Source organism: Noviherbaspirillum album (assembly GCF_035916955.1).
Classification (GTDB): Bacteria; Pseudomonadota; Gammaproteobacteria; order Burkholderiales; family Burkholderiaceae_D; genus Noviherbaspirillum; species Noviherbaspirillum album.
Map to the genome: position 1 here is coordinate 183,696 of NZ_JAWIIV010000008.1, position 26,279 is coordinate 209,974.

The 26,279-nt window shown below is 60.6% G+C and carries 25 protein-coding genes and 2 tRNA genes; 18 read left to right on the forward strand and 9 right to left on the reverse strand.

The window, feature by feature from the left end; all coding sequences use genetic code 11:
* Positions 1-425: 425 nt before the first annotated feature.
* The 13 genes from RY831_RS12095 (at position 426) to RY831_RS12155 (ending at position 12,359) form a co-directional block, all read left to right on the forward strand.
* A complete protein-coding gene (locus RY831_RS12095; RefSeq protein WP_326506599.1) occupies positions 426-1,283 on the forward strand; it encodes an ABC transporter ATP-binding protein in 858 nt (285 codons plus the stop codon).
* Positions 1,280-2,164, forward strand: coding sequence for a branched-chain amino acid ABC transporter permease (locus RY831_RS12100; RefSeq protein WP_326506600.1), 885 nt, complete (start codon positions 1,280-1,282; stop codon positions 2,162-2,164). The genes RY831_RS12095 and RY831_RS12100 overlap by 4 nt, the downstream gene beginning before the upstream one ends.
* A complete protein-coding gene (locus RY831_RS12105) occupies positions 2,164-3,204 on the forward strand; it encodes a branched-chain amino acid ABC transporter permease (RefSeq protein WP_326506601.1) in 1,041 nt (346 codons plus the stop codon). Before RY831_RS12100 ends, RY831_RS12105 begins: the two co-directional genes overlap by 1 nt.
* A gap of 23 nt (positions 3,205-3,227) precedes the next feature.
* Positions 3,228-4,415: an ABC transporter substrate-binding protein gene (locus RY831_RS12110; RefSeq protein ID WP_326506602.1), complete on the forward strand. Its 1,188-nt coding sequence runs from the start codon at positions 3,228-3,230 to the stop codon at positions 4,413-4,415.
* Positions 4,416-4,449: 34 nt separating this feature from the next.
* Positions 4,450-5,259: an ABC transporter ATP-binding protein gene (locus RY831_RS12115; RefSeq protein ID WP_326506650.1), complete on the forward strand. Its 810-nt coding sequence runs from the start codon at positions 4,450-4,452 to the stop codon at positions 5,257-5,259.
* 23 nt (positions 5,260-5,282) lie between these two features.
* Positions 5,283-7,094: an AMP-dependent synthetase/ligase gene (locus RY831_RS12120; RefSeq protein ID WP_326506603.1), complete on the forward strand. Its 1,812-nt coding sequence runs from the start codon at positions 5,283-5,285 to the stop codon at positions 7,092-7,094.
* Between the two features lie 26 nt (positions 7,095-7,120).
* Complete coding sequence (locus RY831_RS12125; RefSeq protein ID WP_326506604.1) at positions 7,121-7,885, forward strand: TetR/AcrR family transcriptional regulator; 765 nt, start codon at positions 7,121-7,123, stop codon at positions 7,883-7,885.
* 27 nt (positions 7,886-7,912) lie between these two features.
* On the forward strand, positions 7,913-8,698 hold the full coding sequence (locus tag RY831_RS12130; protein WP_326506605.1) for an enoyl-CoA hydratase/isomerase family protein: 786 nt from the start codon (positions 7,913-7,915) through the stop codon (positions 8,696-8,698).
* Between the two features lie 211 nt (positions 8,699-8,909).
* Positions 8,910-10,100: an acetyl-CoA C-acetyltransferase gene (locus tag RY831_RS12135; RefSeq protein WP_326506606.1), complete on the forward strand. Its 1,191-nt coding sequence runs from the start codon at positions 8,910-8,912 to the stop codon at positions 10,098-10,100.
* Between the two features lie 58 nt (positions 10,101-10,158).
* Positions 10,159-10,557, forward strand: a complete 399-nt coding sequence (locus tag RY831_RS12140; RefSeq protein WP_326506607.1) for a cupin domain-containing protein — start codon at positions 10,159-10,161, stop codon at positions 10,555-10,557.
* 73 nt (positions 10,558-10,630) lie between these two features.
* Positions 10,631-10,706 (forward strand) — tRNA-Asn (locus tag RY831_RS12145).
* A gap of 3 nt (positions 10,707-10,709) precedes the next feature.
* Positions 10,710-10,785: transfer RNA gene (locus RY831_RS12150), tRNA-Thr, on the forward strand.
* Positions 10,786-11,555: 770 nt separating this feature from the next.
* Complete coding sequence (locus tag RY831_RS12155; RefSeq protein WP_326506608.1) at positions 11,556-12,359, forward strand: class I SAM-dependent methyltransferase; 804 nt, start codon at positions 11,556-11,558, stop codon at positions 12,357-12,359.
* 144 nt (positions 12,360-12,503) lie between these two features.
* Here RY831_RS12155 and RY831_RS12160 read toward each other — a convergent pair whose 3' ends face one another.
* Entirely contained in the window at positions 12,504-13,961 is a 1,458-nt protein-coding gene (locus RY831_RS12160; protein WP_437126263.1) for an alpha/beta hydrolase family protein, read from the reverse strand.
* A 440-nt stretch (positions 13,962-14,401) separates the two neighbouring features.
* Here RY831_RS12160 and RY831_RS12165 point away from each other — a divergent pair, with 440 nt between their 5' ends.
* From RY831_RS12165 to RY831_RS12175, 3 genes are all read left to right on the forward strand, one after another.
* Complete coding sequence (locus RY831_RS12165) at positions 14,402-15,019, forward strand: TetR/AcrR family transcriptional regulator (RefSeq protein ID WP_326506610.1); 618 nt, start codon at positions 14,402-14,404, stop codon at positions 15,017-15,019.
* Positions 15,020-15,161: 142 nt separating this feature from the next.
* Positions 15,162-15,857, forward strand: coding sequence for an SDR family oxidoreductase (locus RY831_RS12170; RefSeq protein WP_326506611.1), 696 nt, complete (start codon positions 15,162-15,164; stop codon positions 15,855-15,857).
* 18 nt (positions 15,858-15,875) lie between these two features.
* On the forward strand, positions 15,876-17,318 hold the full coding sequence (locus RY831_RS12175; protein ID WP_326506612.1) for an MFS transporter: 1,443 nt from the start codon (positions 15,876-15,878) through the stop codon (positions 17,316-17,318).
* Positions 17,319-17,345: 27 nt separating this feature from the next.
* Here RY831_RS12175 and RY831_RS12180 read toward each other — a convergent pair whose 3' ends face one another.
* The 4 genes from RY831_RS12180 to RY831_RS12195 form a co-directional block, all read right to left on the reverse strand.
* Positions 17,346-17,963 (reverse strand): glutathione S-transferase family protein, encoded by a 618-nt coding sequence (locus tag RY831_RS12180; protein WP_326506613.1) that lies wholly within the window; start codon positions 17,961-17,963, stop codon positions 17,346-17,348.
* 264 nt (positions 17,964-18,227) lie between these two features.
* The gene (locus tag RY831_RS12185; protein WP_326506614.1) at positions 18,228-18,851 is read right to left on the reverse strand and encodes a TetR/AcrR family transcriptional regulator; all 624 of its coding nucleotides are present in this window, start codon (positions 18,849-18,851) and stop codon (positions 18,228-18,230) included.
* A 70-nt stretch (positions 18,852-18,921) separates the two neighbouring features.
* Positions 18,922-19,923, reverse strand: coding sequence for a hypothetical protein (locus tag RY831_RS12190; RefSeq protein ID WP_326506615.1), 1,002 nt, complete (start codon positions 19,921-19,923; stop codon positions 18,922-18,924).
* Between the two features lie 66 nt (positions 19,924-19,989).
* Positions 19,990-20,994 carry a saccharopine dehydrogenase NADP-binding domain-containing protein gene (locus RY831_RS12195; RefSeq protein WP_326506616.1) on the reverse strand — a complete coding sequence of 335 codons (1,005 nt, stop codon included), beginning with the start codon at positions 20,992-20,994 and terminating at the stop codon, positions 19,990-19,992.
* Positions 20,995-21,556: 562 nt separating this feature from the next.
* Here RY831_RS12195 and RY831_RS12200 point away from each other — a divergent pair.
* Positions 21,557-21,778 carry a hypothetical protein gene (locus RY831_RS12200; protein WP_326506617.1) on the forward strand — a complete coding sequence of 74 codons (222 nt, stop codon included), beginning with the start codon at positions 21,557-21,559 and terminating at the stop codon, positions 21,776-21,778.
* 3 nt (positions 21,779-21,781) lie between these two features.
* Here the strand turns inward: RY831_RS12200 and RY831_RS12205 are convergent, their stop codons facing one another.
* The 3 genes from RY831_RS12205 to RY831_RS12215 all read right to left on the reverse strand — a co-directional run bounded on the left by RY831_RS12205 (position 21,782) and on the right by RY831_RS12215 (position 24,185).
* A complete protein-coding gene (locus tag RY831_RS12205) occupies positions 21,782-22,681 on the reverse strand; it encodes an alpha/beta fold hydrolase (protein ID WP_326506618.1) in 900 nt (299 codons plus the stop codon).
* Positions 22,682-22,797: 116 nt separating this feature from the next.
* Entirely contained in the window at positions 22,798-22,959 is a 162-nt protein-coding gene (locus RY831_RS12210) for a hypothetical protein (protein ID WP_326506619.1), read from the reverse strand.
* Positions 22,960-22,994: 35 nt separating this feature from the next.
* Entirely contained in the window at positions 22,995-24,185 is a 1,191-nt protein-coding gene (locus RY831_RS12215) for a PQQ-dependent sugar dehydrogenase (RefSeq protein ID WP_326506620.1), read from the reverse strand.
* A gap of 340 nt (positions 24,186-24,525) precedes the next feature.
* Between RY831_RS12215 and RY831_RS12220 the strand changes: the two genes are divergently transcribed.
* A complete protein-coding gene (locus tag RY831_RS12220) occupies positions 24,526-24,846 on the forward strand; it encodes a hypothetical protein (protein ID WP_326506621.1) in 321 nt (106 codons plus the stop codon).
* Between the two features lie 175 nt (positions 24,847-25,021).
* Here RY831_RS12220 and RY831_RS12225 read toward each other — a convergent pair whose 3' ends face one another.
* Positions 25,022-26,161, reverse strand: a complete 1,140-nt coding sequence (locus RY831_RS12225) for a glutathione-independent formaldehyde dehydrogenase (protein WP_326506622.1) — start codon at positions 26,159-26,161, stop codon at positions 25,022-25,024.
* Between the last annotated feature and the right edge of the window lie 118 nt (positions 26,162-26,279).

Genomic DNA, 26,279 nt, shown 5'->3' on the forward strand with positions numbered 1-26,279 from the left:
CCATGTTCAGTCTCCTCGATATGCTGCGGTTGGGCCTCGGTGATGGGCCATGATGAAAGCGACTATGGAATTGTACACAAGCGCACACATGCGCTTTCCCGACTGCAGCGGCTCAAGATTTCTGCAATGCAATCATAAAAATCCGAAAGCCTTACTGAGAAGTAATGAATGAATTATTGCCGCAGGTTTGGAACAGGCGAGCGTCTTCTCATGCCGATAGGCTGATACAGCCTATAAATTCAAGGTCCTGGTGAGGCGTAGGCATGCAGGCCGCTTCCAATATTTTTTCAGCTGCTGCTTGTGAATCGAATTTCGTGTGCTAGTATTTTTCAAAGTTACCCGCGAGTAGATAAAATAAACGGCCGCGGGAAGCAGCCACAATTCGGAAGAAACATCGATGCACTGCATAAAAAGAGGAGACAAACTTGCAGGCAGTAGCGAATGATTCCATTCTCGACGTGCGCGGCGTCACGCTTCAGTTCGGCGGCGTCAAGGCGTTGAGCGACGTCAGCTTCAACGTTGCCGAAGGCAGCATCACTTCCGTAATCGGTCCTAACGGAGCGGGCAAGACTTCGGTGTTCAATACCATCTCCGGTTTCTACAAACCCGCCGCGGGCGACATCCTGTTCCGCGGCAAGAGCCTGTCAGGCATGGCGCCGCCGCAGAGGGCCGCACTCGGCCTGGCCCGTAGCTTCCAGAACATTGCGCTGTTTCGCGGCATGACAGTGCTCGACAATATCAAGCTGGGCCGGCACTGCCACCTGAAGACCGGTCCGCTCGGTGCGCTGTTCTTCACACCTCGCGCCCGCCGCGAGGAGGAGCGGCTGCGGCAGGAGATCGAGGAGCGCATCATTGACTTTCTGGAGATCGATCACATCCGCAAGGCGCCGGTGGCTTCGCTTTCCTATGGCTTGCAGAAGCGGGTCGAACTGGCGCGCGCGCTCGCAATGAAGCCCCAGATCCTGCTGCTCGATGAGCCGGTGGCCGGCATGAACCGCGAAGAAACCGAAGACATGGCTCGCTTCATCCTTGAGGTGCGGCGCGAGTGGGGCGTCACCATCCTGATGGTCGAGCATGACATGAGCATGGTGATGGACCTGTCGGATCATGTCGTGGTGCTCAACTTCGGCCAGGTGATCGCCAGCGGCATTCCCGCCGAGGTGCAGGCCAACCCGGAAGTAATCCGCGCCTACCTTGGCTCCGGCGACGTGCATGCGCTGCGCGCCAGGTACAAGCGTACGGCGCCCGCAAGCGAGAAGCCCGGCTTCCGGAGCGCGGCATGAATTTCGACTGGCTTTTTCTCCTGGAAATTTCGCTGGCCGGCCTCGGCACCGGCGGCCTCTACGGCTTGACCGGGCTGGCCTTCGTCATTATCTACAAGGCCACGCGCGTGGTTAACCTTGCGCTCGGCGACATGCTGATGGCGGGTGCCTATCTGTTCTTCGCCTTTTCCGCGGGCGCCGGTCTGCCGATCTGGCTGGCGGTGCCGGCGGCGCTGGCGGCCATGGGAGTTCTCGGCATGGTGCTGGAGCGCACGGTGATCCGGCCCATGCTGGGCGAATCGCCAATCGCATCCTTCATGGTGACGGTCGGTTTGTCATCGATACTCGTCGGTCTGGTGGAACTGATCTGGACCGCCGACCAGCGACGCTTGCCGGAATTCTTTCCCTCGGCGCCAATACGGCTCGGGGAAGCGTTTCTCGCGCCGAAGATCTTTTACGGTTTCTGGATAGCGGTCGCGCTGATTGCGATCGTGCTGCTGACCTTTCGTTACTGGCGCGGCGGCGTTGCGCTGCGCGCGACGGCGTCGGACCAGGCGGCCGCCTATTCGATGGGCATCAATGTGCCGCGCATGTTTTCGCTGGCCTGGAGTTTCGCGGCGGTGATCGCCGGCGTCGCTGGCATCGTAGTGGGCGCCATCGGCGGCATCTCGTCGACGATGGGCGTGTTCGGCCTGTCGGTGCTGGTGGTGGTGATCTTCGGCGGACTCGACAGCGTGGCAGGCGCGCTGGTCGGCGGCCTCATCATCGGCCTGATCGAAGCCTGGGCCGGCGCTTATCTCGGCGGCGAATACAAGCTGCTTGCCACCTTCATTCTGCTGGTCGCCATCCTGCTGATCCGGCCCTATGGCTTGTTCGGCACCCATGAAATCGAGAGGCTGTAATGCGCATCGGATCCGCCAAGGAAAGCTATGCCGCCGATGAAGCACTGTTCGACAGCGCCACGCAACGCGCCTGGTTCGTGCTGCTGCTCATCCTGCTTGTGGCATTTCCCTTTTTCGCCGGCGAATACTGGCTGTACCTGGCCTGCCTGGTGGCCATCAATATTGCCAGCACCACCGGCCTGAATCTGCTGACCGGCTATACCGGGCTGGTCAGCCTGGGACAGGCGGCCTTCATGGGGCTGGGAGCCTATACGGTCGCCATCCTGCAGATACGTTTTGGATCTCCCTTCCTGCTTAACCTGCTGGCTGGCGGCGTGGTGGCGATGATAGGCGGCATCATCGTCGGCCTGCCTTCGCTGCGGGTCAAGGGACTGTATCTGGCCATCGCCACCATCGCGGCGGGTTTCATTACCCACTTCGCCTTTTCGCACTGGGCCAGCCTGACTGGCGGCACCGGCGGCCTTGCGGTGCCACCAGCGCAATTCTTCGGATTCGCGCTCGACACCTCGTTCCGCCTGTACTGGATCATCATGCCGCTCACCGTCCTGATGCTGTTCGGCGCGGCCAATCTTTTCCGTACCCGCATCGGCCGCGCCTTCATCGCCATCCGCGACCGGGACATCTCTGCCGGCGTGCTCGGTATTCCGCTGCTGCGCTACAAGCTGATGTCGTTCGCACTGTCGTCGTTTTATGCCGGCGTGGCCGGCGGCATGTTCGCCTACTTCTTCCGCATCGTCACGCCCGAAAGCTTCCCGCTCATCATGTCGATCTTCTTTCTCGCCGCCGTCATCGTCGGCGGCATGGGCACGATATGCGGCGGCATTTTCGGCGCCGTGTTCATGACCATGGTGCCGGAGCTGCTCAAGATCGTCATCGGCTGGCTGCCGATCTCCAGCAATACCACCCTGATCCTGTCGCCGGTCCGCACCATCGTGTTCGGCCTGCTGATCGTTCTGTTCCTGATCTTCGAACCGCACGGACTGGCCGAAATCTGGCGCCGCGTCCGCCGCACTTTCCACCTGTGGCCATTCCGGACATAGGACATAACAAGAGGAGACGACACATGTTTGGAAACCCGATCAAGAAATGGCTTGCCGCGCTGGCAGCGGCCGGTACCTTGGGCTTCGCGGCGAATGCCTCGGCACAGCAGGGCGCCCAGCAGGGAGACATCGTGCTGGGCGGCTCGATCCCGATGACCGGCGTGTTCGCCTTCGCCGGCATCGGCATCGACGCCGGCATCAAGGACTACCTGAAGATCGTCAACGATGCCGGTGGCATCAAGGGACGCAAGATCCAGTATGTCCCGGAAGACACCGGCTACAAGGTCGATGTCTCGATGGCGGCGTTCAAGAAAATCACCAGCCAGCACAAGGTGAACCTCTACTATGCGGACTCGACCGGTTTCTCCAAGACCGTCAACCCCGAGCTCGAGCGAGCCGGCAACATGCTGATGACCGGCGCCTCCTTCGCCAAGGAACTCAACGACCCGCAGAAATATCCGCTGCAGTTCATGGTCGGCCCCGACTACACCGAGATGGTCGGCATTCTGCTCAATTACATCGCCAAGACCAAGCCGGGCGCGAAGGTGGCGCTGGTGTATTCCGATACCGAGTTCGGACGCGACCCGGTTGAAGGCACGCGCGCCGCCACCAAGAAGCTGGGGCTGAACCTGGTGAGTGAAATCGTGACGCCGCCGTCGAGCGTCGATGTATCCGCCGAAGTGATCAAGCTGCGCCGCGCCGATCCCGACTACACCATCTTCCACGGCTACGTTCTGGCGCCGATCCCGGAATTCATCAATCAGGCGAAATCCATGGGCATGAAGTCGGCCTTCATGGGGACTTTCTGGACCATGGACAATTCCACCGTGATGCGCATGGGCGATGCCGCCGACGGCTTTATGGGAGTGATGCCCTACCGCTACCACTACGATACCGAGGGCAAGTCGCCGATGATGGAAAAGATCCGGCAGATGCGCCCGGAATATCAGAGCACCGCCTACATGCAGGGCTTCCTCGCCGCCATGCTGATGACGGAAGCGGTCAAGCGCACGCTGGACGCCGGCAAGCCGCTGGACGGCAAGAACCTGAAGGCATCGCTGAACTCGATCCAGAATTTCGACACCGGCGGCATCATCGGCACGCCGATTTCGATCAAGGGCAATTCCATTCCGGTGGGCCGCATCTACAAGGCAGACATGAAGCAGAAGAAGATGCTGCCGGCGTCCGACTGGATCACGCTGGGCCAGTAAGCGAGCCAGAAAAACACCGGGAGCCGCGATGAGCATGGGAACAGGCGGGGACATGGTCCTCGAAGTCAACAATATCGAGGTGGTCTACAACAAGGCGGTGCAGGTGCTGCGCGGCCTGTCGCTTGCTGTCCCGCGCGGCAAGATCGTCGCGCTCCTCGGGAGCAACGGCGCCGGCAAATCGACCATGCTCAAGGCAATTTCGAACCTGCTGCCGCTGGAAGACGGCGCGGTCACGCGCGGCGAAGTGCGCTTCCAGGGCAGCGCCACCACCCATGCCCATCCGTTTGAACTGGTGCGCTCGGGCCTGTTCCATGTGATGGAAGGTCGGCGCGTGTTCGAGGATTTGAGTGTCGAGGAAAATCTCGTTGCCGCCAGCTATGCGCTTCAGGATGGCAAGAAGCCCGACTTCGACCTGGTGTATGAATATTTTCCGCGCCTGCATGAGCGGCGCAACGGTTTGGCCGGTTACCTGTCCGGCGGCGAGCAGCAGATGCTGGCCATCGGCCGCGCATTGATCGCGCAGCCCAAGCTGATGCTGCTCGACGAACCCTCGCTGGGTCTGTCGCCGGTGCTGGTGGAAACCATCTTCGACATCATCGCGCGCATCAATGCCGAACGCGGGGTGTCGATGCTGCTGGTGGAGCAGAATGCTTCGATCGCGCTTGCGGTCGCCGATTACGGCTACATCATGGAAACCGGCAAGGTCGTCATCGACGGCAGCGCGGAAAAGCTGGCGTCCGACCCCGATGTGCGCGAGTTCTATCTCGGCGTGGGAGCGGAGGGGACGACCAGGGGTTTCCGCGAACTAAAACATTACAAGCGCCGCAAGCGCTGGCTGTCCTGACATCAAGACATAGACATCGCGCCATGGAAACGATCGATTTCTCCAAAACCCAGCCGCAGATGCTGCGCGAACATGCCCGCCTGCGGCCGCACAGCGTCGCCATCCGCCAGAAGGAGTACGGCATCTGGCGGCCGCTGACCTGGAGCGTGTATTACCGCCGCGCGCGTCATATCGGCCTCGGCTACCGCGCACTCGGCCTGCCGCCCGGCGGGCATATCGCCGTGATTTCCGAAAACCGCACCGAATGGGTACTGTCGCAGCTCGGCGCCGGTCTGGTCGGCGGCGTCACCGTCGGCGTCTATCCGACCAGCCCGGTCAATGAAATCGCGTATGTACTGAATCATTCCGACGCGCAAATCATCATTTGCGAAGACCAGGAGCAGGCAGACAAGGTGCTCGAAGCCGGCGACCAGCTGCCCATGCTGAAGACCATCGTGGTCATCGAGAAGAAGGGCTTTGCCGATACCCGGGCGCGCGATCCGGCACGGGTCGTCAGCTTTGCCGAGCTTGAAAAACTGGGCCAGGCGCATGAGCGCGATCACGGCGAGCTGGTCGATCAATGCCTGGATGCCCAGGTGATGGACGATACCGCGCTGATCATTTATACCTCGGGCTCCACCGGCAAGCCCAAGGGCGCGATGATCAGCTATGCCAATATCGCCGCAATGGCGCCCGGCGTGATCGAACGCCTTGGATTGCGCCCGGATACCACCCACCTGTCCTATCTGCCGCTGTGCCATGTGGCCGAGCAGATGCTGACCGCCTTCGTGCCGCTGTACCTCGGTTCGCGGGTCGACTTCGGCGAATCGATCCGTACCGTGCAGGAAGACTTGCGCGAAGTCGCGCCCAGCATGTTCCTTGGCGTGCCGCGCATCTGGGAGAAGCTGCATTCCGCCATTTCGATCAAGATGCAGGAGTCCGGCGCCTTGCAGCAATGGCTGTTCACGCAGGGGATGCGCCATTGCCAGCCGTTCGCTGAAAAGGCAAGCCATCAGCGCGGCATACGCGAACGCACGCTCTACGGCCTGTATTACCTGCTGATCTTCCGGGCGCTGCAAAACTTCATCGGCTTGCGCCGTGCCCGCATCGCGCTGACCGGCGCGGCGCCGATCTCTCCCGCCATCGTGCAATTCTTCCGTACCATGGGAGTGCCGCTGATCGAGGTTTATGGCATGACCGAGTCGAGCGGCATGGTGCTCGGCCAGAGGGCGGATGCGGTCAGCCTCGGCAATGTCGGCGTGCCTACCGTCGGCGTCGAGGTCCGGCTGTCGGAGCAGGGCGAACTGCAATTGCGCGGGCCTGTGGTGTTCAAGGGCTACTACAAGAATCCGGAGGCTACGGCGGCAACCATCGTCGACGGCTGGCTGCATACCGGCGACGTGGTGCGAGAGGAAAACGGCGTGCTGAAGATCGTCGATCGACTCAAGGACATCATGATCACCGCCGGCGGCAAGAACCTGACGCCGTCGGAGATCGAAAATACGATGAAGGCCAGCCGTTACGTCAAGGAATGCATCGTGGTCGCCGATGCCCGCAAGTATGTTTCGGCGCTGATCCAGATCGATTATGATGCGGTGGCCCAATGGGCGGAAGCGCGCAATATTGCCTTTACCCATTTCCGTTCGCTGGTCGAAGCGCCGGAAGTGCGTGAGCTGATCCAGTCGGAAATAGACAGCGGCAATGCACGGCTGGCGCAGGTATCGCAGGTGCGCCGCTTTCATCTGCTGACCAAGGAACTCGATCACGACGATGGCGAAGTGACCGCCACCATGAAAGTGCGGCGCGCCAGCATCTACAAAACCTATGCGCAGGAAATCGAGGCCTTGTACGCCTGATGCCCTCCTTAACCGAAAACGGATTGATGACTTCAAGGAAAACAGCAGCAGTACCCAAGACCGGCGCGGCGGTAGCCGCCGGCAACACGGCGGTGGTATCGCCATGGAAGAAAACCCGGGACCTAGCCAGCGAACGTGAAGCCAAGCGCGACGCTGTGCTGCGCACCGCCGCGCAGATGTTCAACGAGAGAGGATTTCATGCCACCTCGCTCGATGAGGTGGCGGAACGCCTGCACATCACCAAGCCGACGCTGTACTACTACGTCAAGAACAAGGATGACATCCTGTTCCAGTGCGTCAGCCGCGGACTGGTCCTGCTGCAGGATGCCATACGCGAGGTCGCGCAATCGGGCGGCACCGCGAAGGACAAGCTGTTCGCGGCAATGCGCCAGTATGCGGAAATCGTGACCATGGATTTCGGCATGTGCGTAATCCGTGTCGGTGAAGATCCGCTGCCGCTCGAAAGCCGCAAGAAATTGCGTGCGATGAAGCGCCAACTCGACATGGAGTTCCGGCAGCTCATCCAGCAAGGCATAGAGGAAGGATCGATGGCGCCTTGCGATCCGAAAATGGCGGCATTCACGATTGCCGGCGCACTCAGCTGGATCGGACGCTGGTACTCGCCGGACGGGCCGCTGAGCGCCGATGACATCGCGCGCCAGATGATAGCGCTGCTGTCGCTGGGCGTGTGCCGTGCCGACCCGGCGCCGCTGAAGACGCCGAAGGCATTAAGGAAAGACAAGCAGAGCACACCGTTGCCGGCCCGCAAGCGAGCTGGAAAGGCGGCCTGAACACGGAGTCCAACCAGGAGACGAATCATGGCTCACGCAGACGGTCCCGTATTACTGAGGCGCGAAGGCGCCGTTGCCCAACTGGTGCTGAATCGGCCGCGCAATCACAATGCGCTCGATGTGGAGGCCGCTCAGGCGCTCCATGCCTGCTGCAGCGAGCTTTCCGGCGATCCGGGGGTGCGCGCCGTGATCATCCGGGGCGAGGGCGCGTCCTTCGGCGTGGGCGGGGATCTCGCCTCGCTGCGGCATGACGCGCCTGCCACCGCCATGGCGCTGATCGAACCGTTGCATGCATCAATCAAGATGCTGGCAGCGCTGGATGCGCCCGTCATCGCCAGCCTGCGCGGCAATGTGGCCGGGGGCAGCATGAGCCTGGCGATGGCTTGCGACCTGGCCATCGCGGCCGACGATGCGCGTTTCAATCTTGCCTATATCAATGTCGCGGCCAGCTGCGACCTGTCGGGTTCCTGGCACTTGCCGCGCCTGGTCGGCCTGCGCAACGCGATGGCGATTGCGCTGCTCGGGGAAAGTCTGGATGTCCGGGAAGCGTTACGCCTGGGCCTTGTGAACCGGGTCGTACCGGCGGCGGAACTGGATGCGGCAACCGATGCGCTGGCGAGCAGGATCGCCGCCGGACCGACCCTGGCCTACGGCAGGATGAAGCGCCTGATGCGGCAATCCTTCGACAACGACCTGCCGGCGCAGCTCGATGCGGAACGCGACAATTTCCGGGCAAGCGCATCGACCGAGGATTTTCGCGAGGCGCTGGATGCGTTTTTTGGGAAGCGGGCGCCACGGTTTGTCGGGCGATGATGCGTAAATATGGAAGCGTAACGAACAGGAACCCCTGCCCCTCTTCCGCGAGCGGGAGAGGGGCAGGGGTGAGGGCGGCTGCAATAGGACTTAGGGTCTTGGTAAATCCCCCATCCCGGCCCTGGCCCGCCTGATGGATAAAGAGCAATCCGGATCGAGTAAATGTTGAAAATATACTTTCTTAAATTGACAGACGAATCAAGGAACCAACATGCCTGAAGCCTATATCGTTGCCGCCGTCCGGACCGCCGGAGGAAAACGCGGCGGTCGCCTGTCCGGATGGCATCCGGTCGATCTCGCGGCCAAAGTATTGAATGAACTCGTGGACCGCAGCGGCATCGACCCCGCGCAGATCGACGACGTGATTATGGGTTGCGTCGGTCAGGCGGGCGAGCAATCCACCAATGTCGCCCGCAATGCGGTGCTGGCGTCTAAGCTGCCGGAGTCGGTGCCAGGCACCTCGGTCGACCGGCAGTGCGGTTCCTCGCAGCAGGCGCTGCATTTCGCCGCACAGGCAGTCATGTCGGGCACCATGGATGTGGTAATCGCGGCCGGCGTCGAAAGCATGAGCCGCGTACCGATGGGGTCGCCCTCCATCCTGCCGAGGAAGAACGGCATGGGTTACTACATGAGCCCGGCCATTCATGACCGTTACCCGGATGTGCCCGATTTCAGCCAGTTCATGGGCGCGGAAATGGTGGCGAAGAAATACGGCCTGGACAAGGAGGCTCTCGACGAGTATGCCTACCGCAGCCACCAGCGTGCCATCGCCGCCACGCGCGACGGGCATTTCAGCGAGGAGATCCTGCCGCTGGAAGTGCGCGCCGCCGACGGCAGCGCCGTCACCGCCGGCAACGAGATGCATGCCGTGGATGAAGGCATCCGTTTCGATGCAACGGTCGAAGGCATTGGGAGCGTCAAGCTGCTGCAGGAAGGCGGCGTGATCACTGCCGCCAATGCCAGCCAGATCTGCGACGGCGCAACCGGCGTGATGGTGGTCAGCGAAAGGGCCTTGAAGGCGCATGGACTGCAGCCGCTCGCCCGCATCCATCACATGAGCGTGCTGGGCCACGACCCGGTCATCATGCTGGAAGCGCCGATCCCGGCAACGCTGCGCGCCTTGCAGAAGGCCGGCATGAAAATCGACGATATCGACCTGTTCGAAGTCAATGAAGCCTTCGCGCCGATTCCGCTGGCATGGTTGCAAGCCACCGGCGCCGATCCCGAACGGCTCAACGTCAACGGCGGCGCAATCGCACTCGGCCATCCGCTCGGCGCTTCCGGCACCAAGCTGATGACGACGCTGTTGCATGCGCTGAAGCGGCGCAACAAGCGCTACGGCCTGCAGACCATGTGCGAAGGTGGCGGCATGGCGAATGTGACGATTGTCGAACGGCTGTAGGCGCTATGCCATGTTCGGATATCCGGCTTGAACGGAACATAAAGTCCAAGGAGGTGTGGTGAGCAGCGCGAGAGACATCGCCAGCACCTTCCTCCATGTCGGGGAATCTGGAAAGATCGATGAGATCCCGGTCTCGGAATCTTTCTGGTCCGACCTCGCGAACAATGCATTTCCCCAACTGGAGCAGGGCAGGCTGATGTCTGCCTTCACGTTCAGCGAGCCATGGTCCGCTTGGGAGCGTCATCCGGCGGGCGAGGAGCTGGTCCTGTTGATATCGGGCGCCGCCACGCTGGTACTGGAAGAAGCCGGCGTGGAGCGCGCGGTCAGCCTGAGCGCGCCCGGGGCCTATGTGCTGGTCCCGCGAAACGTCTGGCACACGGCAAGGACCAGCGAGCCGACGACGATGGTGTTTCTTACGCCGGGCGCCGGTACGGAACACAAGCCGGTAGCAAGGTAGACAACACGGCCGGTGTCTCTTGCCATTTTGCGTATTGACGCCATCCGTGAGACCGCTATAATGCCGGCTCGATTCCCTGATAGCTCAGCCGGTAGAGCGACGGACTGTTAATCCGCAGGTCCCTGGTTCGAGTCCAGGTCGGGGAGCCACGTGCCGCCTTAGCTCATTTGGTAGAGCAGTTGACTTGTAATCATCAGGTGGTCTGTTCGAATCAGACAGGCGGCACCAAGAACACTATACCGGTAGTACCGCATAAGGCCTCAAACCTAGTAAATACAAAGGTTTGAGGCCTTTTTGCATTTGAGCGGCGAAGTCGAAATGGTCCAGGTTCGATCAGGACCTTCATGGCAAAAACAACTTGAAAACAGCGCCGCGGGTAAGCACGCGATAGATATCGATTCCGATAAAAGTTGACTCCCTCGGGCGATACCTAGTGGGCGGCAAATGATTCAGCCTGATACCCAAGCCATGTCCCAAGTCGGCAAATTCCGCCGTGCCCGCCACTGTGCCGACGACATCTTCCGCCGTGACCTCACAAAGTCTGTCGCCGCCGGGATCTTCAACTGACCGACTGCCAGCACGACCCAAGGTCAAGTTCCGTGGGTGATTAAAGACAGCTGTCCCCGTTCTGTTAATCAATCTGGCAATTGATATATCTACAGAAAGTTTGAGTTTGATCAGTTTTGCATCCCATGAGTATGGGTTACATCAATCCCTTTGGGTTATTAAGATACTTCGATTATTTCGAAGCGGCGTGTAGAGGTGACAGGTGTCAAGCAGAGTCGGTGCGATGACAATTGCGCATGTTAACTCTACGCCGAAATCCCATAATGCAGACAATTCTAAAAAACATATTACGCCCCTTCGTTCCCGAGTTCGTAAAGGCATTGCGCAGGAGACAAAGCGCGCCTGTTGCACCATCGTTTTCCTCGTGGGAGCACCAACCTCCGTTGCCTGTCCCGCCCGGCCATACGCCAGATGGAATACTTCAAGCACTTGTGTCCATATCGATCGATGGCAGCAGGAAGGGCGAGTTGAGCGCATATGCTACAGCTGACCTGGAGCGGTTCCTGAGGACGCTTGACCTTGTTCCGAAGGGAGCCCGCAAAGCCCTGGAAATCGGAGCCAACCCGTATTTCAATACGCTTCTCATGCGCCAGTTTCGACCCGGGATCGATCTGACCTTGACGAATTACTTTAATGGCGACGTAAGCGTACAGCGCCAGGAGATTAATTTTTCGGGTTTCAACGGCGCGGAGGAGACGTTCAACGTCGACTTCCACAACATGAATATCGAATGTCATCCATTCCCATTCGAGGATGCCAGTTTCGATACCGTCGTGTTTTGCGAGGTCCTTGAACACATGACGAATGATCCGATGGCTGCATTGAGGGAAATCCATCGCGTGCTGGTGCCGGGCGGCACGCTAGTCCTCACAACGCCCAATGCAGCTCGTCTCGAAAACGTGGTCGCCTTTCTTGAGGGGCGGAATATCTATGACCCGTATTCCGCATATGGACCGTATGGACGCCATAATCGGGAGTACACAAGGCATGAGCTTCATCTCTTGCTGCAACATGCCGGATTCAAGGAAGAAGGCAGCTATACGGCAAATGTTCATCCCGACATTCCTTCCGCCCACATATCCCAGGAAGATCTGGCGATCCTTGGGAAAGTGAAGAACCGACAATACGATCTCGGGCAGTATCTCTTCACAAGATGGAGGAAAGACAGGGAATGCGAAGAACGGCTTCCGGGATGGCTATACCGGAGTTATCCCGAAGACCGAATCGCGATGTAGTGGTGCCGGACTCTTCGCGAGTCACGGTATCCGCCGTGCGATCAGGGAGCGTGGCGGAGGACTTGCTTGCCCCTCCGCCCGGTAACCGCCTACGTCTTCTCACGGCAGCGCTCGCTGTCGAGATACGGTGACCAACGAAGCTTCTCACGGGCACGACGGCATCAGCCTCCGCGACACATCGATCGCCGTCGAGTCATCCTGTCCGGCATTGTTGCGGGTGAACGTACAGCCGTAAGCCGGGTTGGCCACGACGGCAGGCGTGAGCACATCGTCGCCTGCCGGTTTCACGCCAGTCTGGTGCCAGGTCGCCATGGCCTGAAAGGCCTCCACCTGCTCGGCGACCGTGAAGTCGCAATGCCCGGGCGCGCGGATGGCCCGCTGCACCAGCCACTGGTCGCTGCCGTTGGCCTGGGCGCGGCGCTTGTAGATCTGCTCCATGCTGAACGGCACGAACAAATCGCCCAGCCCATGCAGCGTCACCACCGGCACATCGAACTGGCCGTTCACCTTCGGCACCCAGCGCAGGCCGACGGCGCGCGGCGGATTGGCGTCCGGCGCCGGGGTCACGCGCAGGATATTGGCATTCATTGCCTGCTCCGCGACGGATTGCGCGGGGTCGTCGTCGAGCTGATACACGAAGCTTCGCGTGTCGACCACGTTCCTGTTGAGCACGCCGTCGAGCGTGCCGTCGTTATTGAAGCGTCGCCATACGCCTTCCTGCAGCGGCTTGAGCCTGAAGCTGTCTTCGGCGATGGGGCGGGGGCCGCCGGTCAGGTTGACGAAGGCCGAACGCAGCTGGCGTCCCTTGTCGGTGAGTATCGATGGATACAGCACCCAGAGCTCCTTCTTGATGTCCTCTTCCTTGCTGTCGAAGTCGGCAACCGGATAGCTGGTCGCGGGCTGTCCGGCGATGTATTGCGCGGCGAGCTGGTAGGCGGTCGCATAATTGAAGAGTTCGGTATCGCCGACCACGCCGCACATTGCGACTGCGCCGTTGTACGCCACCTTGTTCCTGGCCGTTGCCATGGTCTCGCGCTCGACGGCGGCGGCGGCCACATGCCCGCCCATCGAGGCGCCGACGATGTACATGTTCCTCGGTGCCGCCAGAGGTCGATTGTTCTGCGCGGCGATGGTGGTGAATGCCAGCGCCAGCGCATTGGTGTCCTCGATGCCGGCCTGCGCGTCGTAGCCGTTCTTGCTGAAGCTCGATGCCGCCCAGGCGTAGCCGTTCTCGATCAGATAGCGGCGGATGGGAATATCGGAAACCTTCAACCCCGGATCCGTGCCCTCGTAGCCGTGCGCGTACATGACGAGGTGGCCATTCCAGTTGCGCGGCACCTCGATCCGGTAGCCGCTGCCGTTGAGCACGCCGGACCAGCGGTCAGTCTCCGCGGTCGTGCCCGCGAGCGGTCCGAAAGGCAGTGACGCCGGATCGAGCGTAAAGACGAGGGAGTCGTGCAGGCGGGTATCTCCGGAAGGCGGATTGGCGGCCGGCGCGGATGCGGCTGGCGGCGGGCTGGTGTTTCCGGCGGCCGGAGCATCGTTGTCGCTGCCGCCGCAGCCGGCCAGCAGCAGCGCCGCAGGCACGACTGCCTTGGCCATCACATGCGTGAAAGAGCGTGGAAGGAGGGAAGACTTGTTCATTGTTCTGCCTTTTTCTTGCTTGTCCGAATGGCGGGCACGAGATGTCTTGAGGCAAGACGAGGTGCGCAACGGCTGAGCTCAGGCTACGGCAATGTGGGCATAGTGCCGTCATTTGGGTCTTCTGGCAAAAGCAGCTGAAGGGAAACACCCGAAGCGCGACCGCTCGTGTAATTCAGGTATGTCCTATTGAGCGAATGCACGAGATTTCTATCCGCGAACTCGCGCCGTGCATGAGAACAATCAAATTTCGACAGAGAGGGTTCGTCTCGTCCTGGCACGTTGCACAAGGGTATGTAATGAAAGACAAATCCCGGCGAGGCCGGCAAATTTCGATTGACTTCGAAATATGATGGTCATAATATGACGTTCATCATATTAAATCCTCGAAGAGCTAGCAGATGTCCCAGCCCGCCAAGCCAAGCCGCAAGGAGCTTTCCCACGACCGCATTCTCGATGCGGCCTCTCGCGCGATCCGTCGGCACGGTTTCGACGGCGTCAGCGTGGCCGACGTGATGAAGGAGGCGGGCCTGACGCATGGCGGTTTCTACGCGCATTTCGGCACGCGCGAAGACATGGTGGCGGAAGCGATCGAATATGGCGCAAGGCAGAGTGCGGAGTCGCTGGACCGCGGTGTAGCCGCACGCTGCAGGCGCGGCGCCACGCCGTTTCGGGCGTTGGTCGAGTCCTATCTGTCCGAACCGCATATCGAGGCGAAGGAGGGCGGCTGCGTCGTCGCGGCGCTGGGTTCGGAAATGTCGCGCCAGACGCCCAAGGTGCATGAAGCCTCGGCGGCACGCATCACTGGACTTGTCAGGCGGATTGAAGCAACGCTGGCCCCGGAGGTTCCAAAAGAGCGAGCCATGGCCATTGCCGGCACCATGGTCGGCGCGCTGCAAATGGCGCGCGCACTGGGCGGCAGGCAAGGCAAGGACATGCTCGCCGCGAGCCGTGAAGCATTGCTGGAGCAGTACGACAAGGCTGATTCTTCGGCCACGCCGGACAAGAACGTGGAGTGACGCGTGGAGTGATGTGATGGCGTCCTGCCGCGACACATTTTTTTTTGCGCCATAAATATGATGATCATCATATTCAAATTTGCGGCTGGCGACCGGACCTGCCGCTTCGTGCTGCGGCTAATGGAAACCCAAAGGAAACGATATGAAACTGCAAGGAGCAACCGTATTGATCACCGGCGCCAATCGCGGGCTTGGGCTGGCATTCGCCCGCGAGGCGCTGGTACGCGGTGCGCGCAAGGTCTATGCCGCAGCCCGCGATCCGTCGCAGGTCACGCTGCCCGGCGTAACGCCGGTGCGCCTGGATGTGACGAAACCGGATGAAGTCGAGAATGCCGCGCGCGAATGCCCCGATGTGACCGTGGTCATCAACAACGCCGGCATCGCGGGCTTCGACAGCGTGACCGGGGCTGATGCGGAAGAAGTGCTCAACCGGTATTTCGAGACAAACGTACTGGGCGTTGCGAGGGTCAGCCGCGCATTTGCGCCCGTGCTCAAGCGCAACGGCGGCGGCGCGCTGCTGAATGTGCTCTCCGTTGCGAGCTGGAAAAGCTCGCCCATGCTCGGTGCCTATTCGGTATCGAAGGCTGCCGCATGGGGACTGACCAACGCCTTGCGCAACGACCTCAGGCTGCAGAACACCCAGGTGACCGGACTGCATGTGGGTTTGATCGATACCGATCTGACGCGCGACATCGATGCACCCAAGTCATCGCCGGACACCATCGTTTCACGCGCACTCGACGCGTTCGAGCAGGGTGCCGGCGAAGTGCTGGCAGATGACGTGACGCGCCAGGTGAAGCTTGGCCTGAGCCTTGAACCTGCCGTCTACCTCGGCTAACCAAACCTTGAGAACGCCATGACAACTCCACTCAACGCGGCCGTTCCTGCTGCTGCCGCCGCCGATACCGCTGACGTCGCCGCCGCACTGGCGCGCCCCTCGCCCTGGCCCACGTTCTGGATCGCCAGCATCTCGGTGCTTCTGGTTTCCATTGATACCACGGTGCTGTATGCCGCATTCGGCGCATTGCGACAGGCATTTCCCGCAGATTCGACGGCGAACCTGTCGTGGGTGCTCAATGCCTACACCGTCATTTATGCGGCAATGCTGATTCCCGCCGGCGGACTGGCCGATCTGCACGGGCGCAAGCGCATGTTCCTGCTCGGCACGGCGCTGTTTCTCATCGCGTCGGCTGCTTGCGGCGCCGCCGGCAGCGTGGCATCGCTGGTGGCGGCGCGCGTGCTGCAGGCGATCGGTGCAGCGCTGCTGACACCGGCTTCGCTGTCGCTCATTCTCGAGGCCTTTCCCAAGGAGAAGCGTGCAGTGGCGGTCAGCCTGTGGGGGGCGGTAGGTGGACTGGCGGCGGCCATCGGTCCCAGCGTCGGTTCGCTGATCGTCGACATGATGGGATGGTCCTGGGCGTTCTATATCAATCTGCCCTTCGGCGCCGTCTCGCTCGCGGCCGGCGTATATGTGCTCAAGGAATCGCGCGGCAACCCGGGCGTGGCGGGCAAGCGCTCGCTGGACCTGGTCGGCATGCTGCTGCTGGTCCTGAGCGTGGGCGGCATCGCATTGGCCATCACCCAGCTCGAATCGGGGACCTGGGCGCGGCGGAACGTGCTTGCCGTCGGCGCGGCTTCCATCGCCGGCCTGCTGGCATTCGTGGCCTGGGCGCGGGTTGCGAAACGGCCGCTGGTCGACCTGGCCCTGTTCCGCAACCGCACTTACAGCGCGGTCAATCTCGCCACGCTGTCATTCGCGATTGCCTTTGCCATGATGTTCTTCGCCTTCTTTTCCTACATGATGGAAATCTGGCATTACAGCCTGCCGATGGCCGGTATCGCGGTGACCCCCGGTCCGCTGATGGTGGTGCCCACCGCCATCGTCACCGGCCGCATCGCCGGGCGGATCGGCCACCGCAAGCCGCTCGTGATCGGCTCGCTGATCTATGCTTTCAGTGGCCTGTGGCTGGCGCTGGTGCCGGGCGTCGAGCCGCAATACCTGACGCACTGGCTGCCCGCGCTGATACTGAGCGGCATCGGCGTCGGCATGGTGCTGCCTTCACTGTCGGGCGCGGCCGCCGCCGGGCTGCCGCCGGAGCAGTACGCGGTCGGCAGCGCGGTCAATCAGGCCGTGCGGCAGATCGGATCGGTGATGGGCGTCGCGCTCACAGTCATGTTCCTCGGCCACGAGGAAGTCGTGCGTGCCGATTTCGCGACGCTCTACGGCATGCATGTCGCCCTGGCGCTGCTGACAGGCGCGCTGTGCCTGGGCGTCAATACCCGGCCGAAGACTTCCTGAGCGCTTCCTGACCGGCCCTGTCGCGGCTCAGTCGTGCGTGTCTCCGCTGTAATCGGTGGCCCGCATCGACGGCCGCTCGACGAAGCGCTCGTACCAGCGGGCCAGCCTGGGCCGCCCCGCCTTGAACTGCGCCACCGCGCGGAACTCGATCCAGCTCAGCGCGGTGGCCGCGGCAACCTGGCCGAGGTCGGGAGCGCCGTCGAGGGTGACATCCTCTTCGAGATAGTCGAAGGCGGCGTTCAGCTTCTCCAGCTGGCCGTCCGCATAGGTTTGCCAGCGCAGCGCCGGCGGCCGGCGCTCGGTGTCCCAGCGCGCAAGGATGCCCGCGTCGGCGATGCCCTGCGCCACCGCCTGCATGCGCAGGCACAGCCAGCGTGCGCGGCCTTCGGTCGGGAGATAGCGGCGACCGCGATGCAGGCCGTCGAGATATTCCGCGATGACGTTCGAATCGAACAGGGTCAAGCCGTTTGCACAGATGAGCACCGGTACCTTTCCGAGCGGGTTGACGCCGAATACCTCCTCGTTGCGATTTGTCGGACTGGTTTCATGATGAATGACGTCGATATCCTCGGCAATTCCGAGTTCGTGTGCCAGCACCAATACCTTGCGGGCATAGGGGGAATGCGTCTGATAGAAGAGTTTCATGGTCGCGGTCGAGGGTTGCAAAGCTGATGCATGAAATGTTAATGCGCAGCCATGTCAAAATTGGCTCTCAATCTGGTCTGCGGGCGCAATAAAATTGCGTTTGGAGCGGCAGCGGCAAGCCGATCGCTTCCTGACGAGGTTGGCATGCGGGTTCAAGCCATACTTTTCCCTGCCTGTTCGCGCCCGCGGCAATCTGTCCGGGATCCGCAGGCAGGTCAGGGTGAAACCGCTCTAACAATCAGCAATGCTCGATATGCAAGTTACTCAGCCGGCTTTCTTCCTCGCTGCGGGAAGCGTGTCGCCGGAACTGCGCAGCCATGAAACGATCAGCGCGCCGAGCGCCGCGGCGGAGGCGGCGGCCGACGAACGCTTGCGCAGCATGCCGTGCGCCAGCGCCTCGCCGGCGCCGATGATGCCGACACAGCGCAGGCGCAGTTCCTTGCGCGGCAGGCTGCAATAAGGCTGCAGCGCATTGCAGTAAAGCTCCACATAGCCGTCGAGCAGTTCCTGCTGAAACGATTCCATTTCCTCGTCCCCCTTGAGCGCCGCCGAAATCGCGTGCCATTCCGGCCCGGCGGAGCGGTAGCACCGCATGTAGGCTTCGCCCATGGTGCGTGCCACGTCCTCCAGGGTTTTCGGCGTCCTGTCGAGCGCTTCCAGCAGGACATTGACCTGCTTCTCGTCGATTCCGCGATACAGCGCGATCAGCAGTCCCGACCGTGTGCCGAAATGCTCATAGGCGATCGGCTTGCTGACGCCGGCGCGTTCGGCAAGGTAGCCCAGCGTCAGCACATCGGTCCCTTCTTCACGAACGATCTCGCGCGCGGTCTCGAGCAACTGGTCGCGCCGCAACTCCTTCGGCAATCGTTTGGCTACAGGCGCATTCATTGCGGCTACCTCGATTCATCGTCTGTCGGGAAGCCGGGAATTATATGCCATGCCAATACGCGCGGCCTCCTCAGAGCGTGCGAAGTTCGACACCCAGGCTGGTGAGCCGTTGCGTTACGTATGCCGCATCGAGCAGGCTTTCCGGCTGGTGCAGGCCGGGTGCGGCGGGCCCGCTGCCGCTTAATCCGAGCATGCGCTCGGCCGCCAGCGCGGCGCCATAGGCACTGAGGGCGGAGTAGGGATTCCGGTCGAGCATGCCGTAGCGCCTGAGCGCAGTCGCACCCGACCGCAGCTCCCCTTCGATTTCTATGACCACCTGGTGGGAAGGGCCGTCCTGTGCGGCGGATTCTTCGCGCACCGCCAGGTCCACCCGCACCGAGCGGGCGCCGGTGGCGGCGGACAGGCTGACCACATCCAGCAGCGGATAGGCCATGCCCGTTCGCGGCTTGCCGTCGATGTCGATGAAGCTGCGCTGAGCCTGTTGCGGGTCCAGCCATACATAATCGCCGTCCAGCCGGACGAGCGGCCGCAGGCCTTCGTTTTCCAGCCTGCCGATATCCTCCTGTGCCATCGGGCCGCCCAGATCGTCGGCATCGAGCAGCCCGCCAATGGCAATCGCCTGTACGCGGCGGAATTCGGCGGCGAAATGGAGCGTGGCCATCGCGGCCACTCCGCCGAGATATTGGCCGAGCAGCATGACGGCGCTCGCCTGCGGATGCTGTGCGAACAGTGCAACCTCCGGTCCCACGTCGGGCGTGAAGGAGGCGAACGAAATGTATGGCAGCTTGCGGTCCTGCGCGAACTTCATGCTGTTAAGCGTCGTGTCCCGAAGCAGGACCAGCACGCCGCTGTAGCCGTCCTGGGGGGACAGTCCGAGGTCGCGCCGTTCGAGGTCGATTGCCAGTGCCTGGGCATTGCCGGATTCACCGGCCAGCGCCGATGCTTTCTGCAGGTTTCTTGCGCCGATGGCAATCGGCAGGGCCGGCTGCAGCCGGCGCAATGCCTTGACGGCGCGGCTGCCGACGGCGCCGGTACCGCCGACGACCAGGAGAGGAGCCTTGTTGGTTGACATGGTTATTTTCTTTCCGGGAAGAGAATTGATGCGGATCAGTTGCGGGTCTCTATGCGCAAGCGCCAGTCAGGCGGCAAGGCGGATGCTTGCGCCGAACTGCTCCATGCGTTCGATCATGTAGGATGGCTCGATCAGCGTATCGGGCAGGTAAAGGCCGGCGGCCGGAGCCGCGCCTTTCAGGCCCGCGAGGCGCTCCATCATGAGTGCGACTCCAAGCGCGGTGAGCGGCGCCTGGCCTTCGGGATGCACGATTTCATGACGACTGCTCACGCTTTCCCCGCTGTGCGATGTTCCGGTGATCGTAATGATGATCTCCGTGGAAAACGGTGAGCCATGGCGGCGGGAGGCAGATTCGCCGACAGCAAGATCAAGCCGCACCGAGCGTGCATCGGTTGCCGCCGCTAGACTCATGATGTCGAGCGGGGAATACGGCTGCGAGTCAACCATGACGCCGTCGACGCTTTTGAACCGCCGGCCTTCGCGATCGGCGCGTATCCAGCGCCAGTGCCCGTTCTCCAGCACCGGCATGCTCGGCGATGCGGCGGTGATCCGATCGTAGTCAGCGTAGGCGGCCGGACCTCCCATGTCCTGCTCGTCCAGCAGGGCATCGATGCGTATGGATTCGATTGCCGAGAAGTCGCGTGCGAAATGCAGGGCGGGAAGCGTGGCGGCGCCCGCCAGCCATTGGCTTCCCATTACGAAAGCAATGCGGTCCGGCCGCTGCGTGAACTGCGCGACTTCCGGTGCAATCTCGAATGCGCCGCTGGAGATGCCGATATAGGGAACCCGGTGCTCCTGTGCGAAGCGCAATGCATTGAGCTGCGTATCCTTAACATGGACCGCCATCACCGAAAAAGCGCCGGAAGGCATGCCTAGGTCGGGCCGCTCCAGGTCGACTTTTACCGCGGAAGCATTGCCGAGGCTGCGGGCAAGCGACGCGGCCTTGTCCAGGTTGCGGCCGCCGATGCCGATATGCAGATCGGGATGCAGGCGCCGCAGTAGTCGGGCCGTGTACGATCCTACGATGCCCGACGCGCCGATAATGAGTGCGGAGGCGGTGTTTGATGTCATGGAAGTTGCTCCTTGGTCTTGAAATGAAAGGCATCTGAACGGAGCCCATCGGAGCTGATGGATACATGGAAAGCGCCATGCACATACTCCGTTAAGATACTCAATAAGCCGTATAAGCTACATAAGGTAACTTACGGAGGGTAGCTTAGCATGGTTTGAAACGTATGCAATGACCGGTGAACGCGGAGAAAGACTGGCCGGGCGGCATCGAAACGCCGCAAAGCCGCGCCGAGTAAGGGCTGCGGACCGGAAATGCCGATGTGCGGAGGATTGTTCCAATATTTGAATAGAGAACTCAGGAATACCGACTTCTTTGCGCACTGCCGGTGTGCTAACGTTCGACGGCAAGAAGGCTCCCGCATGCCTCGACAGGATTGTGCTTCAGTGCCTGTCAAGAATTGGTTCTTCAACGAAATGGCGGCGCCGATGCGCTGATGCGGGAACATTCGCTGCGCGGGCAAATGCCCGCCGCCAGACGTGTCCGCCGGCGCATCGGTCCATCCGATGATCGCTCCGGCGTTTCATTGCTTCAGCGTTTCAGCGTTTCTACATGAGGGCTTGCATGGAAGATCGGATCAGTTCCTTATTTCCGCATGAGCAGGCGGCATTGATCGATGCCCTGCGCAGGGACATCAGCAGCGAGGCGGAAAAAGCGCTTGCAGGCGGCGAGTGGGTCGGCTATCACCAGCGCAATGTGAAGATGGTGACCCGTATCCTGCGGCACTTGCAGGATAACGAGGTCCACGGGGGCCATTACCGCGACAGCGTGTACGCCCCCTTCTGACGTCTAGCCGTCGATGCGCTCCAGGTGTTGACGTATCAAGACGGCGGCCTGTTGCAGATGAGTCTCCAGCAGCCAGTGCCCGCTGTCGATGAAATGCAGATCGGCGCGGGGAAGGTCGCGCAGATACGCGCGGCCCGAGGCCTCGGGCATATAGCCGTCCTGGGGGCCCCACAGGATGAGGGTGGGCGGCTGGTGCTCTTTCAGATAAGCCTGATACTTCGGAAACCATGCCAGATTGTCTTTGAGCTGCTCCATGAGCTTGAGCATGATGCCTTCCCGCTGCGGCGTCATTTGCGACCATGACAATCGCCACAGATCGGGCGGTATGCGATCGGCCAGTTCGGGCCTGACCTCGCCGATGAACTCATGGCGGAAGCCTTCCTCGCTCACCGCCTGCCTCAGCTTCGCCCAAGTGTCTTCGTTCGGGTTGCGCCAATGTTGCTTCAGCCCGCCGTACTTCGGGCCCAGCACATCCTCGTAGATGTCGCCGTTCTGGATGATCAGGCCCCTGACACGTTCAGGCGCCCTGATCGCCAGGCGCAAGCCGATCTGCGAACCGTAGTCGTGGAGGTACAGCACATAGCTTGACACGCCGAGCTGCCGGGTAAATCGGTCAAGGAATTCGCAGTAGCCGTCGAAGCCGTAATTGAAGGAAGCCGGCGTATCGCTGTAGCCGAATCCCGGATAGTCGGGCGCCAGCAGGTGCCAGCGGTCGGACAGCAGCGGCATCAGGTTCCGGTATTGATACGACGAGCAGGGATAGCCGTGCGGCAGCAGCACGACCGGTGCGCCCGGCGTGCCGGCTTCACGGTAGAACACGCGCATGCCATCGAGCGATAGAAACTTGTGAGCAGTGGAAGCGGGCTGCGGTCGTCTGTTATCAGTAGAATTGGTCGGATGCATTTCGTCTTCTCCTTGATAATATTTCTGCAACGAGTCGAGTATGCAATTCCGATCACGCCCCAATCCATAAATTCCTTGTTTGGCGGCATCCGGTTTTGAATTCACCGTTCACATTTCTAAACAATCGCAATGTGTGGCTTTTGGACAAGCTGAAAAGCTGTTGCTTGTCTACCGGCTTCAAGATATGCGCAAGTATTGCGGAAACGAGTGATGATTCGGTCAGGCTTTTTCGCACCGCCTTTACGGCGCTTGACGGACATGCCTTCTTCAAAAGGCATGTCCGAATACAAAAGCCTTTCATGTGGCTGTCAAATTAACCGCCAGTGTAGGCAACCCGATAAATCACTCCATTGGTGTCGTCAGCAATGAGCAGCGAGCCATCGATATGCTGGGCAATGCCGGCAATACGCCCAAAATGGGCCTGATTATTATTGGTCAGCCAACTGCCCACGAAGTCTTCGAAACGCACGGGGCGGCCTTGGCTATCGTACTTGACGCGAATGACCTTGTAGCCGGCAGGCTCCGAACGGTTCCATGATCCGCGCATCGTGACGAAGGCGTCGTTGCGATACTCGGCAGGAAACTGCTCGCCGGTGTAGAACACCAGCCCGAGAGGCGACGCGTGAGCCGTATAAAGCTGGACGGGAGGGGTGGTTTTGGATGCATACTCCGCGAAAGTCATGCCGGGAGGCGCCTCTTCCGCCACATTGAACTTGCCGGATTCGAAGATGTACGGCCAGCCATAGTCGGCGCCTTCCTTGAGAAGATTCAATTCTTCTCGCTGCTGTTCATCGCCAAGCCAGTCGATGCCATGGTCAAACCCATACATCTCCTTCGTAAGCGGATGCCAGTCAAAGCCAATCGTGTTGCGCAGGCCCTTGGCAAAGATGCGCCGCCCCGAGCCATCGGTGTTTATTTGCACGATGGTTGCACTTTCCGGGTTGGGTTCATCGCAGGCATTGCAGGTGCTTCCAATGGACAAATAGAGCTTTTTGTCCGGACCGAAGCGAAGCGTGCGGTTGGGATGTTGCCCGGCGTCCGGCAGATCGCTATATAAAACCTTCAACTCGCTTAGTGTGCCGTCACCCTGTATGTCGGCGACATACAGTTCTCGAATGGCCGCAATGTAAAGCTTGCCATCCATGATTGCCAGTCCATGAAGATCCGCCGCGCGTGCCACTTCAATAGCCGCTCCGCCCTTGCCTGTACCTTGCGCATGGCGGAGCAAAGTCACCGTGCCTTTTTCTCTGTCGGAAACATACACGTCGCCGTTGGGTGCCACTGCCAGCATGCGCGGTTTGCCCATATTTTCCGCATACTTCGTGACCGCGAAACCGCCAGGCGCGCGCAAGGCCGATACGCGGGCGTCGGTAGCTTCCACCTTTGCGGGCCGAAAGACATTGCCCTCATATGTTGCCCTGGCGGGCTCGGCTGATTCTTGTGCAAAAGCCTGTGTCCCCGAGCCGAGGATGACAGCGACAACCAATCCGGAAAATGTTTTCATGATAGTAGAAGAAAAATGAAAGCCGGTTAGAACAGCTGAAGTAAAGATAGTGGCTTTCGGAGCATACGGAAAAAGTGTTCTTTTTGAGGCAGAACAAATCCATACACGGCATAGCGTCCGGCCGAACTTAACGATAGCTATCTGTTGCCGGAAGGCGTGGGATGTCTTTTCCCGAAAAGTGGAAAGTCACAGGTGGCAGGTGAACAAACTTAAGCCAATATCGTCAACTTTATATAGGCAGTCATTTCAATATAGAAAGCAGAGACGCTGGTGGCTATGTCGCCTTATGAATTCATGGCGGTAGATTCATGTCGGCGGATTAACGACTGAGGAAGCTGAAATGAGCGATGAAGGACGCAAGAAACTTGACAGGGCGTATGAAGGGCTCGAGCATGAAACGCCCGACAGGGTATCGCGCATGATTCGTTGGCTGCGTAGTCCCGCGTCGAAATGGATACGGCTGCCTTTAGGGATATTGCTCATCGCGGGCGGCGTCTTCGGCTTCCTGCCAGTGCTTGGTTTTGAGTTCATACCGCTCGGATTGCTGCTGATCGCGCAGGACGTCCCTTTCCTGCGCAAGCCGGTTGGAGAACTGACCCTCTGGCTTGAGCATCAATGGATTGCTCTCAAACACTGGTGGCAAAGCAGGCACCGTCATTAAGATGCTTGCGCACAATGTTCCCATGGTGCTCCGGACGCAGCTGCATGCAGCTGCGGCGAGGCAAGGCCATGCTTGCTTTCGCGCCGGAGTTTAGAGGGCGGCTAGCCACCATTTCATCGCAACAGTATGTGCTGTCCGGTCTGGTCTGATCTGTTACGAGACGAACGAAGATCCGCTACGCGCCGGTCTTGAGCACCACCTTTGTCCAGCCTTCCTCGCGGGCGTCGAAGCTAGCATAGCCCTCTGCCGCCTTATCAAGCGGCAGCTCATGCGAAACGATGAAAGACGGGTTCGCCTTTCCCTGCTGGATCAGATGCATGAGCTTCCGGTTATAGGCTTTGACATTCGCCTGGCCGGTACCCATGCGTTGCCCTTTGGTAAAGAAGGTCCCGAAATCGAACGCGAGCTTTCCCTGCTTCGCGAGTTCGTCCGACGCACCGGGGTCTTCCGGCATGAATACCCCGACCACGCCGATTCCGCCGGTAGCCTTCACCGACTTCACAAGGTTGTTCATGGTGAGATTCGGTACTTCATGGCCGGGGTGGTCATGGCATTGATAGCCGACGCATTCGCAGCCGCAGTCGGCGCCGCGTCCGTTGGTCAACTTCAGAACCTCGTCGACGCAAGACTCGTCAACTTTATTGATTGGAATGGCGCCGATTTTTTCCGCCAGTGCCAAGCGGTCTTCATGCATGTCCACGACCATGACCTTGGCGGCACCCTTGATCAGTGCCGAGTGCGCAGCCATTAGCCCGACGGGGCCCGCGCCGTAGATAACGACAGAATCGCCCGGTTTGACGCCGGCCAGTTCGGTAGCGTGGTAACCGGTGGGGAAGATATCCGATAGCATCACGTAGTCATTTTCTTTTTCCTCGGCATCCGGCGGCAGCACCAGGCAATTGAAGTCGGCATAGGGCACCCGCAGATATTCGGCCTGGCCTCCGCTGTAGGGACCCATTTCGGCATAGCCATAGGCAGCGCCGGCGTTGCCTGGATTGGCGATCAGGCAGAAAGCGGTCTGGCCGCGCTCGCAGTTTTCGCAGAAGCCGCAGGAGATGTTGAACGGCAGGCACACCCGGTCTCCCACCTTCACGCGTTCCACCGCACTGCCAGCCTCGATCACGATGCCCAGGTTTTCGTGGCCGAGAATCTTGCCTGCTTCCACGCTGGTGCGCCCTTCGTACATATGCAGGTCGGAGCCGCAAATGTTCGAAGTTGTGATCTTGACGAGCACATCGGTCGGTTTCTCAATCTTGGCATCCGGCACATTGTTGATCACCACGTCGCGCGGTCCTTTGTAAACGAGAGCTTTCATCGGCGTGTCCTTTCATTGGGGAAGGCTGAACCTGACCGGGCTGTTGGCCGCTCAGAACGAGCTAGGTACATCATGCGCGAACCGTGCTTCCGGGAAGGGCCTTGATGCCGTTGACGAA

Excerpts from the sequence above, each read along its gene's own strand:
- RY831_RS12190 (WP_326506615.1), bottom strand. The coding sequence starts at position 19,923 with ATGTCAACCAACAAGGCTCCTCTCCTGGTCGTCGGCGGTACCGGCGCC.
- RY831_RS12125 (WP_326506604.1), top strand. The coding sequence starts at position 7,121 with ATGACTTCAAGGAAAACAGCAGCAGTACCCAAGACCGGCGCGGCGGTA.
- RY831_RS12160 (WP_437126263.1), bottom strand. The coding sequence starts at position 13,961 with ATGGCCAAGGCAGTCGTGCCTGCGGCGCTGCTGCTGGCCGGCTGCGGC.
- RY831_RS12170 (WP_326506611.1), top strand. The coding sequence starts at position 15,162 with ATGAAACTGCAAGGAGCAACCGTATTGATCACCGGCGCCAATCGCGGG.
- RY831_RS12165 (WP_326506610.1), top strand. The coding sequence starts at position 14,402 with ATGTCCCAGCCCGCCAAGCCAAGCCGCAAGGAGCTTTCCCACGACCGC.
- RY831_RS12210 (WP_326506619.1), bottom strand. The coding sequence starts at position 22,959 with ATGCCTTTTGAAGAAGGCATGTCCGTCAAGCGCCGTAAAGGCGGTGCG.
- RY831_RS12215 (WP_326506620.1), bottom strand. The coding sequence starts at position 24,185 with ATGAAAACATTTTCCGGATTGGTTGTCGCTGTCATCCTCGGCTCGGGG.
- RY831_RS12130 (WP_326506605.1), top strand. The coding sequence starts at position 7,913 with ATGGCTCACGCAGACGGTCCCGTATTACTGAGGCGCGAAGGCGCCGTT.
- RY831_RS12100 (WP_326506600.1), top strand. The coding sequence starts at position 1,280 with ATGAATTTCGACTGGCTTTTTCTCCTGGAAATTTCGCTGGCCGGCCTC.
- RY831_RS12105 (WP_326506601.1), top strand. The coding sequence starts at position 2,164 with ATGCGCATCGGATCCGCCAAGGAAAGCTATGCCGCCGATGAAGCACTG.
- RY831_RS12115 (WP_326506650.1), top strand. The coding sequence starts at position 4,450 with ATGGGAACAGGCGGGGACATGGTCCTCGAAGTCAACAATATCGAGGTG.
- RY831_RS12135 (WP_326506606.1), top strand. The coding sequence starts at position 8,910 with ATGCCTGAAGCCTATATCGTTGCCGCCGTCCGGACCGCCGGAGGAAAA.
- RY831_RS12110 (WP_326506602.1), top strand. The coding sequence starts at position 3,228 with ATGTTTGGAAACCCGATCAAGAAATGGCTTGCCGCGCTGGCAGCGGCC.
- RY831_RS12225 (WP_326506622.1), bottom strand. The coding sequence starts at position 26,161 with ATGAAAGCTCTCGTTTACAAAGGACCGCGCGACGTGGTGATCAACAAT.
- RY831_RS12185 (WP_326506614.1), bottom strand. The coding sequence starts at position 18,851 with ATGAATGCGCCTGTAGCCAAACGATTGCCGAAGGAGTTGCGGCGCGAC.
- RY831_RS12195 (WP_326506616.1), bottom strand. The coding sequence starts at position 20,994 with ATGACATCAAACACCGCCTCCGCACTCATTATCGGCGCGTCGGGCATC.
- RY831_RS12200 (WP_326506617.1), top strand. The coding sequence starts at position 21,557 with ATGGAAGATCGGATCAGTTCCTTATTTCCGCATGAGCAGGCGGCATTG.
- RY831_RS12120 (WP_326506603.1), top strand. The coding sequence starts at position 5,283 with ATGGAAACGATCGATTTCTCCAAAACCCAGCCGCAGATGCTGCGCGAA.
- RY831_RS12205 (WP_326506618.1), bottom strand. The coding sequence starts at position 22,681 with ATGCATCCGACCAATTCTACTGATAACAGACGACCGCAGCCCGCTTCC.
- RY831_RS12175 (WP_326506612.1), top strand. The coding sequence starts at position 15,876 with ATGACAACTCCACTCAACGCGGCCGTTCCTGCTGCTGCCGCCGCCGAT.
- RY831_RS12220 (WP_326506621.1), top strand. The coding sequence starts at position 24,526 with ATGAGCGATGAAGGACGCAAGAAACTTGACAGGGCGTATGAAGGGCTC.
- RY831_RS12180 (WP_326506613.1), bottom strand. The coding sequence starts at position 17,963 with ATGAAACTCTTCTATCAGACGCATTCCCCCTATGCCCGCAAGGTATTG.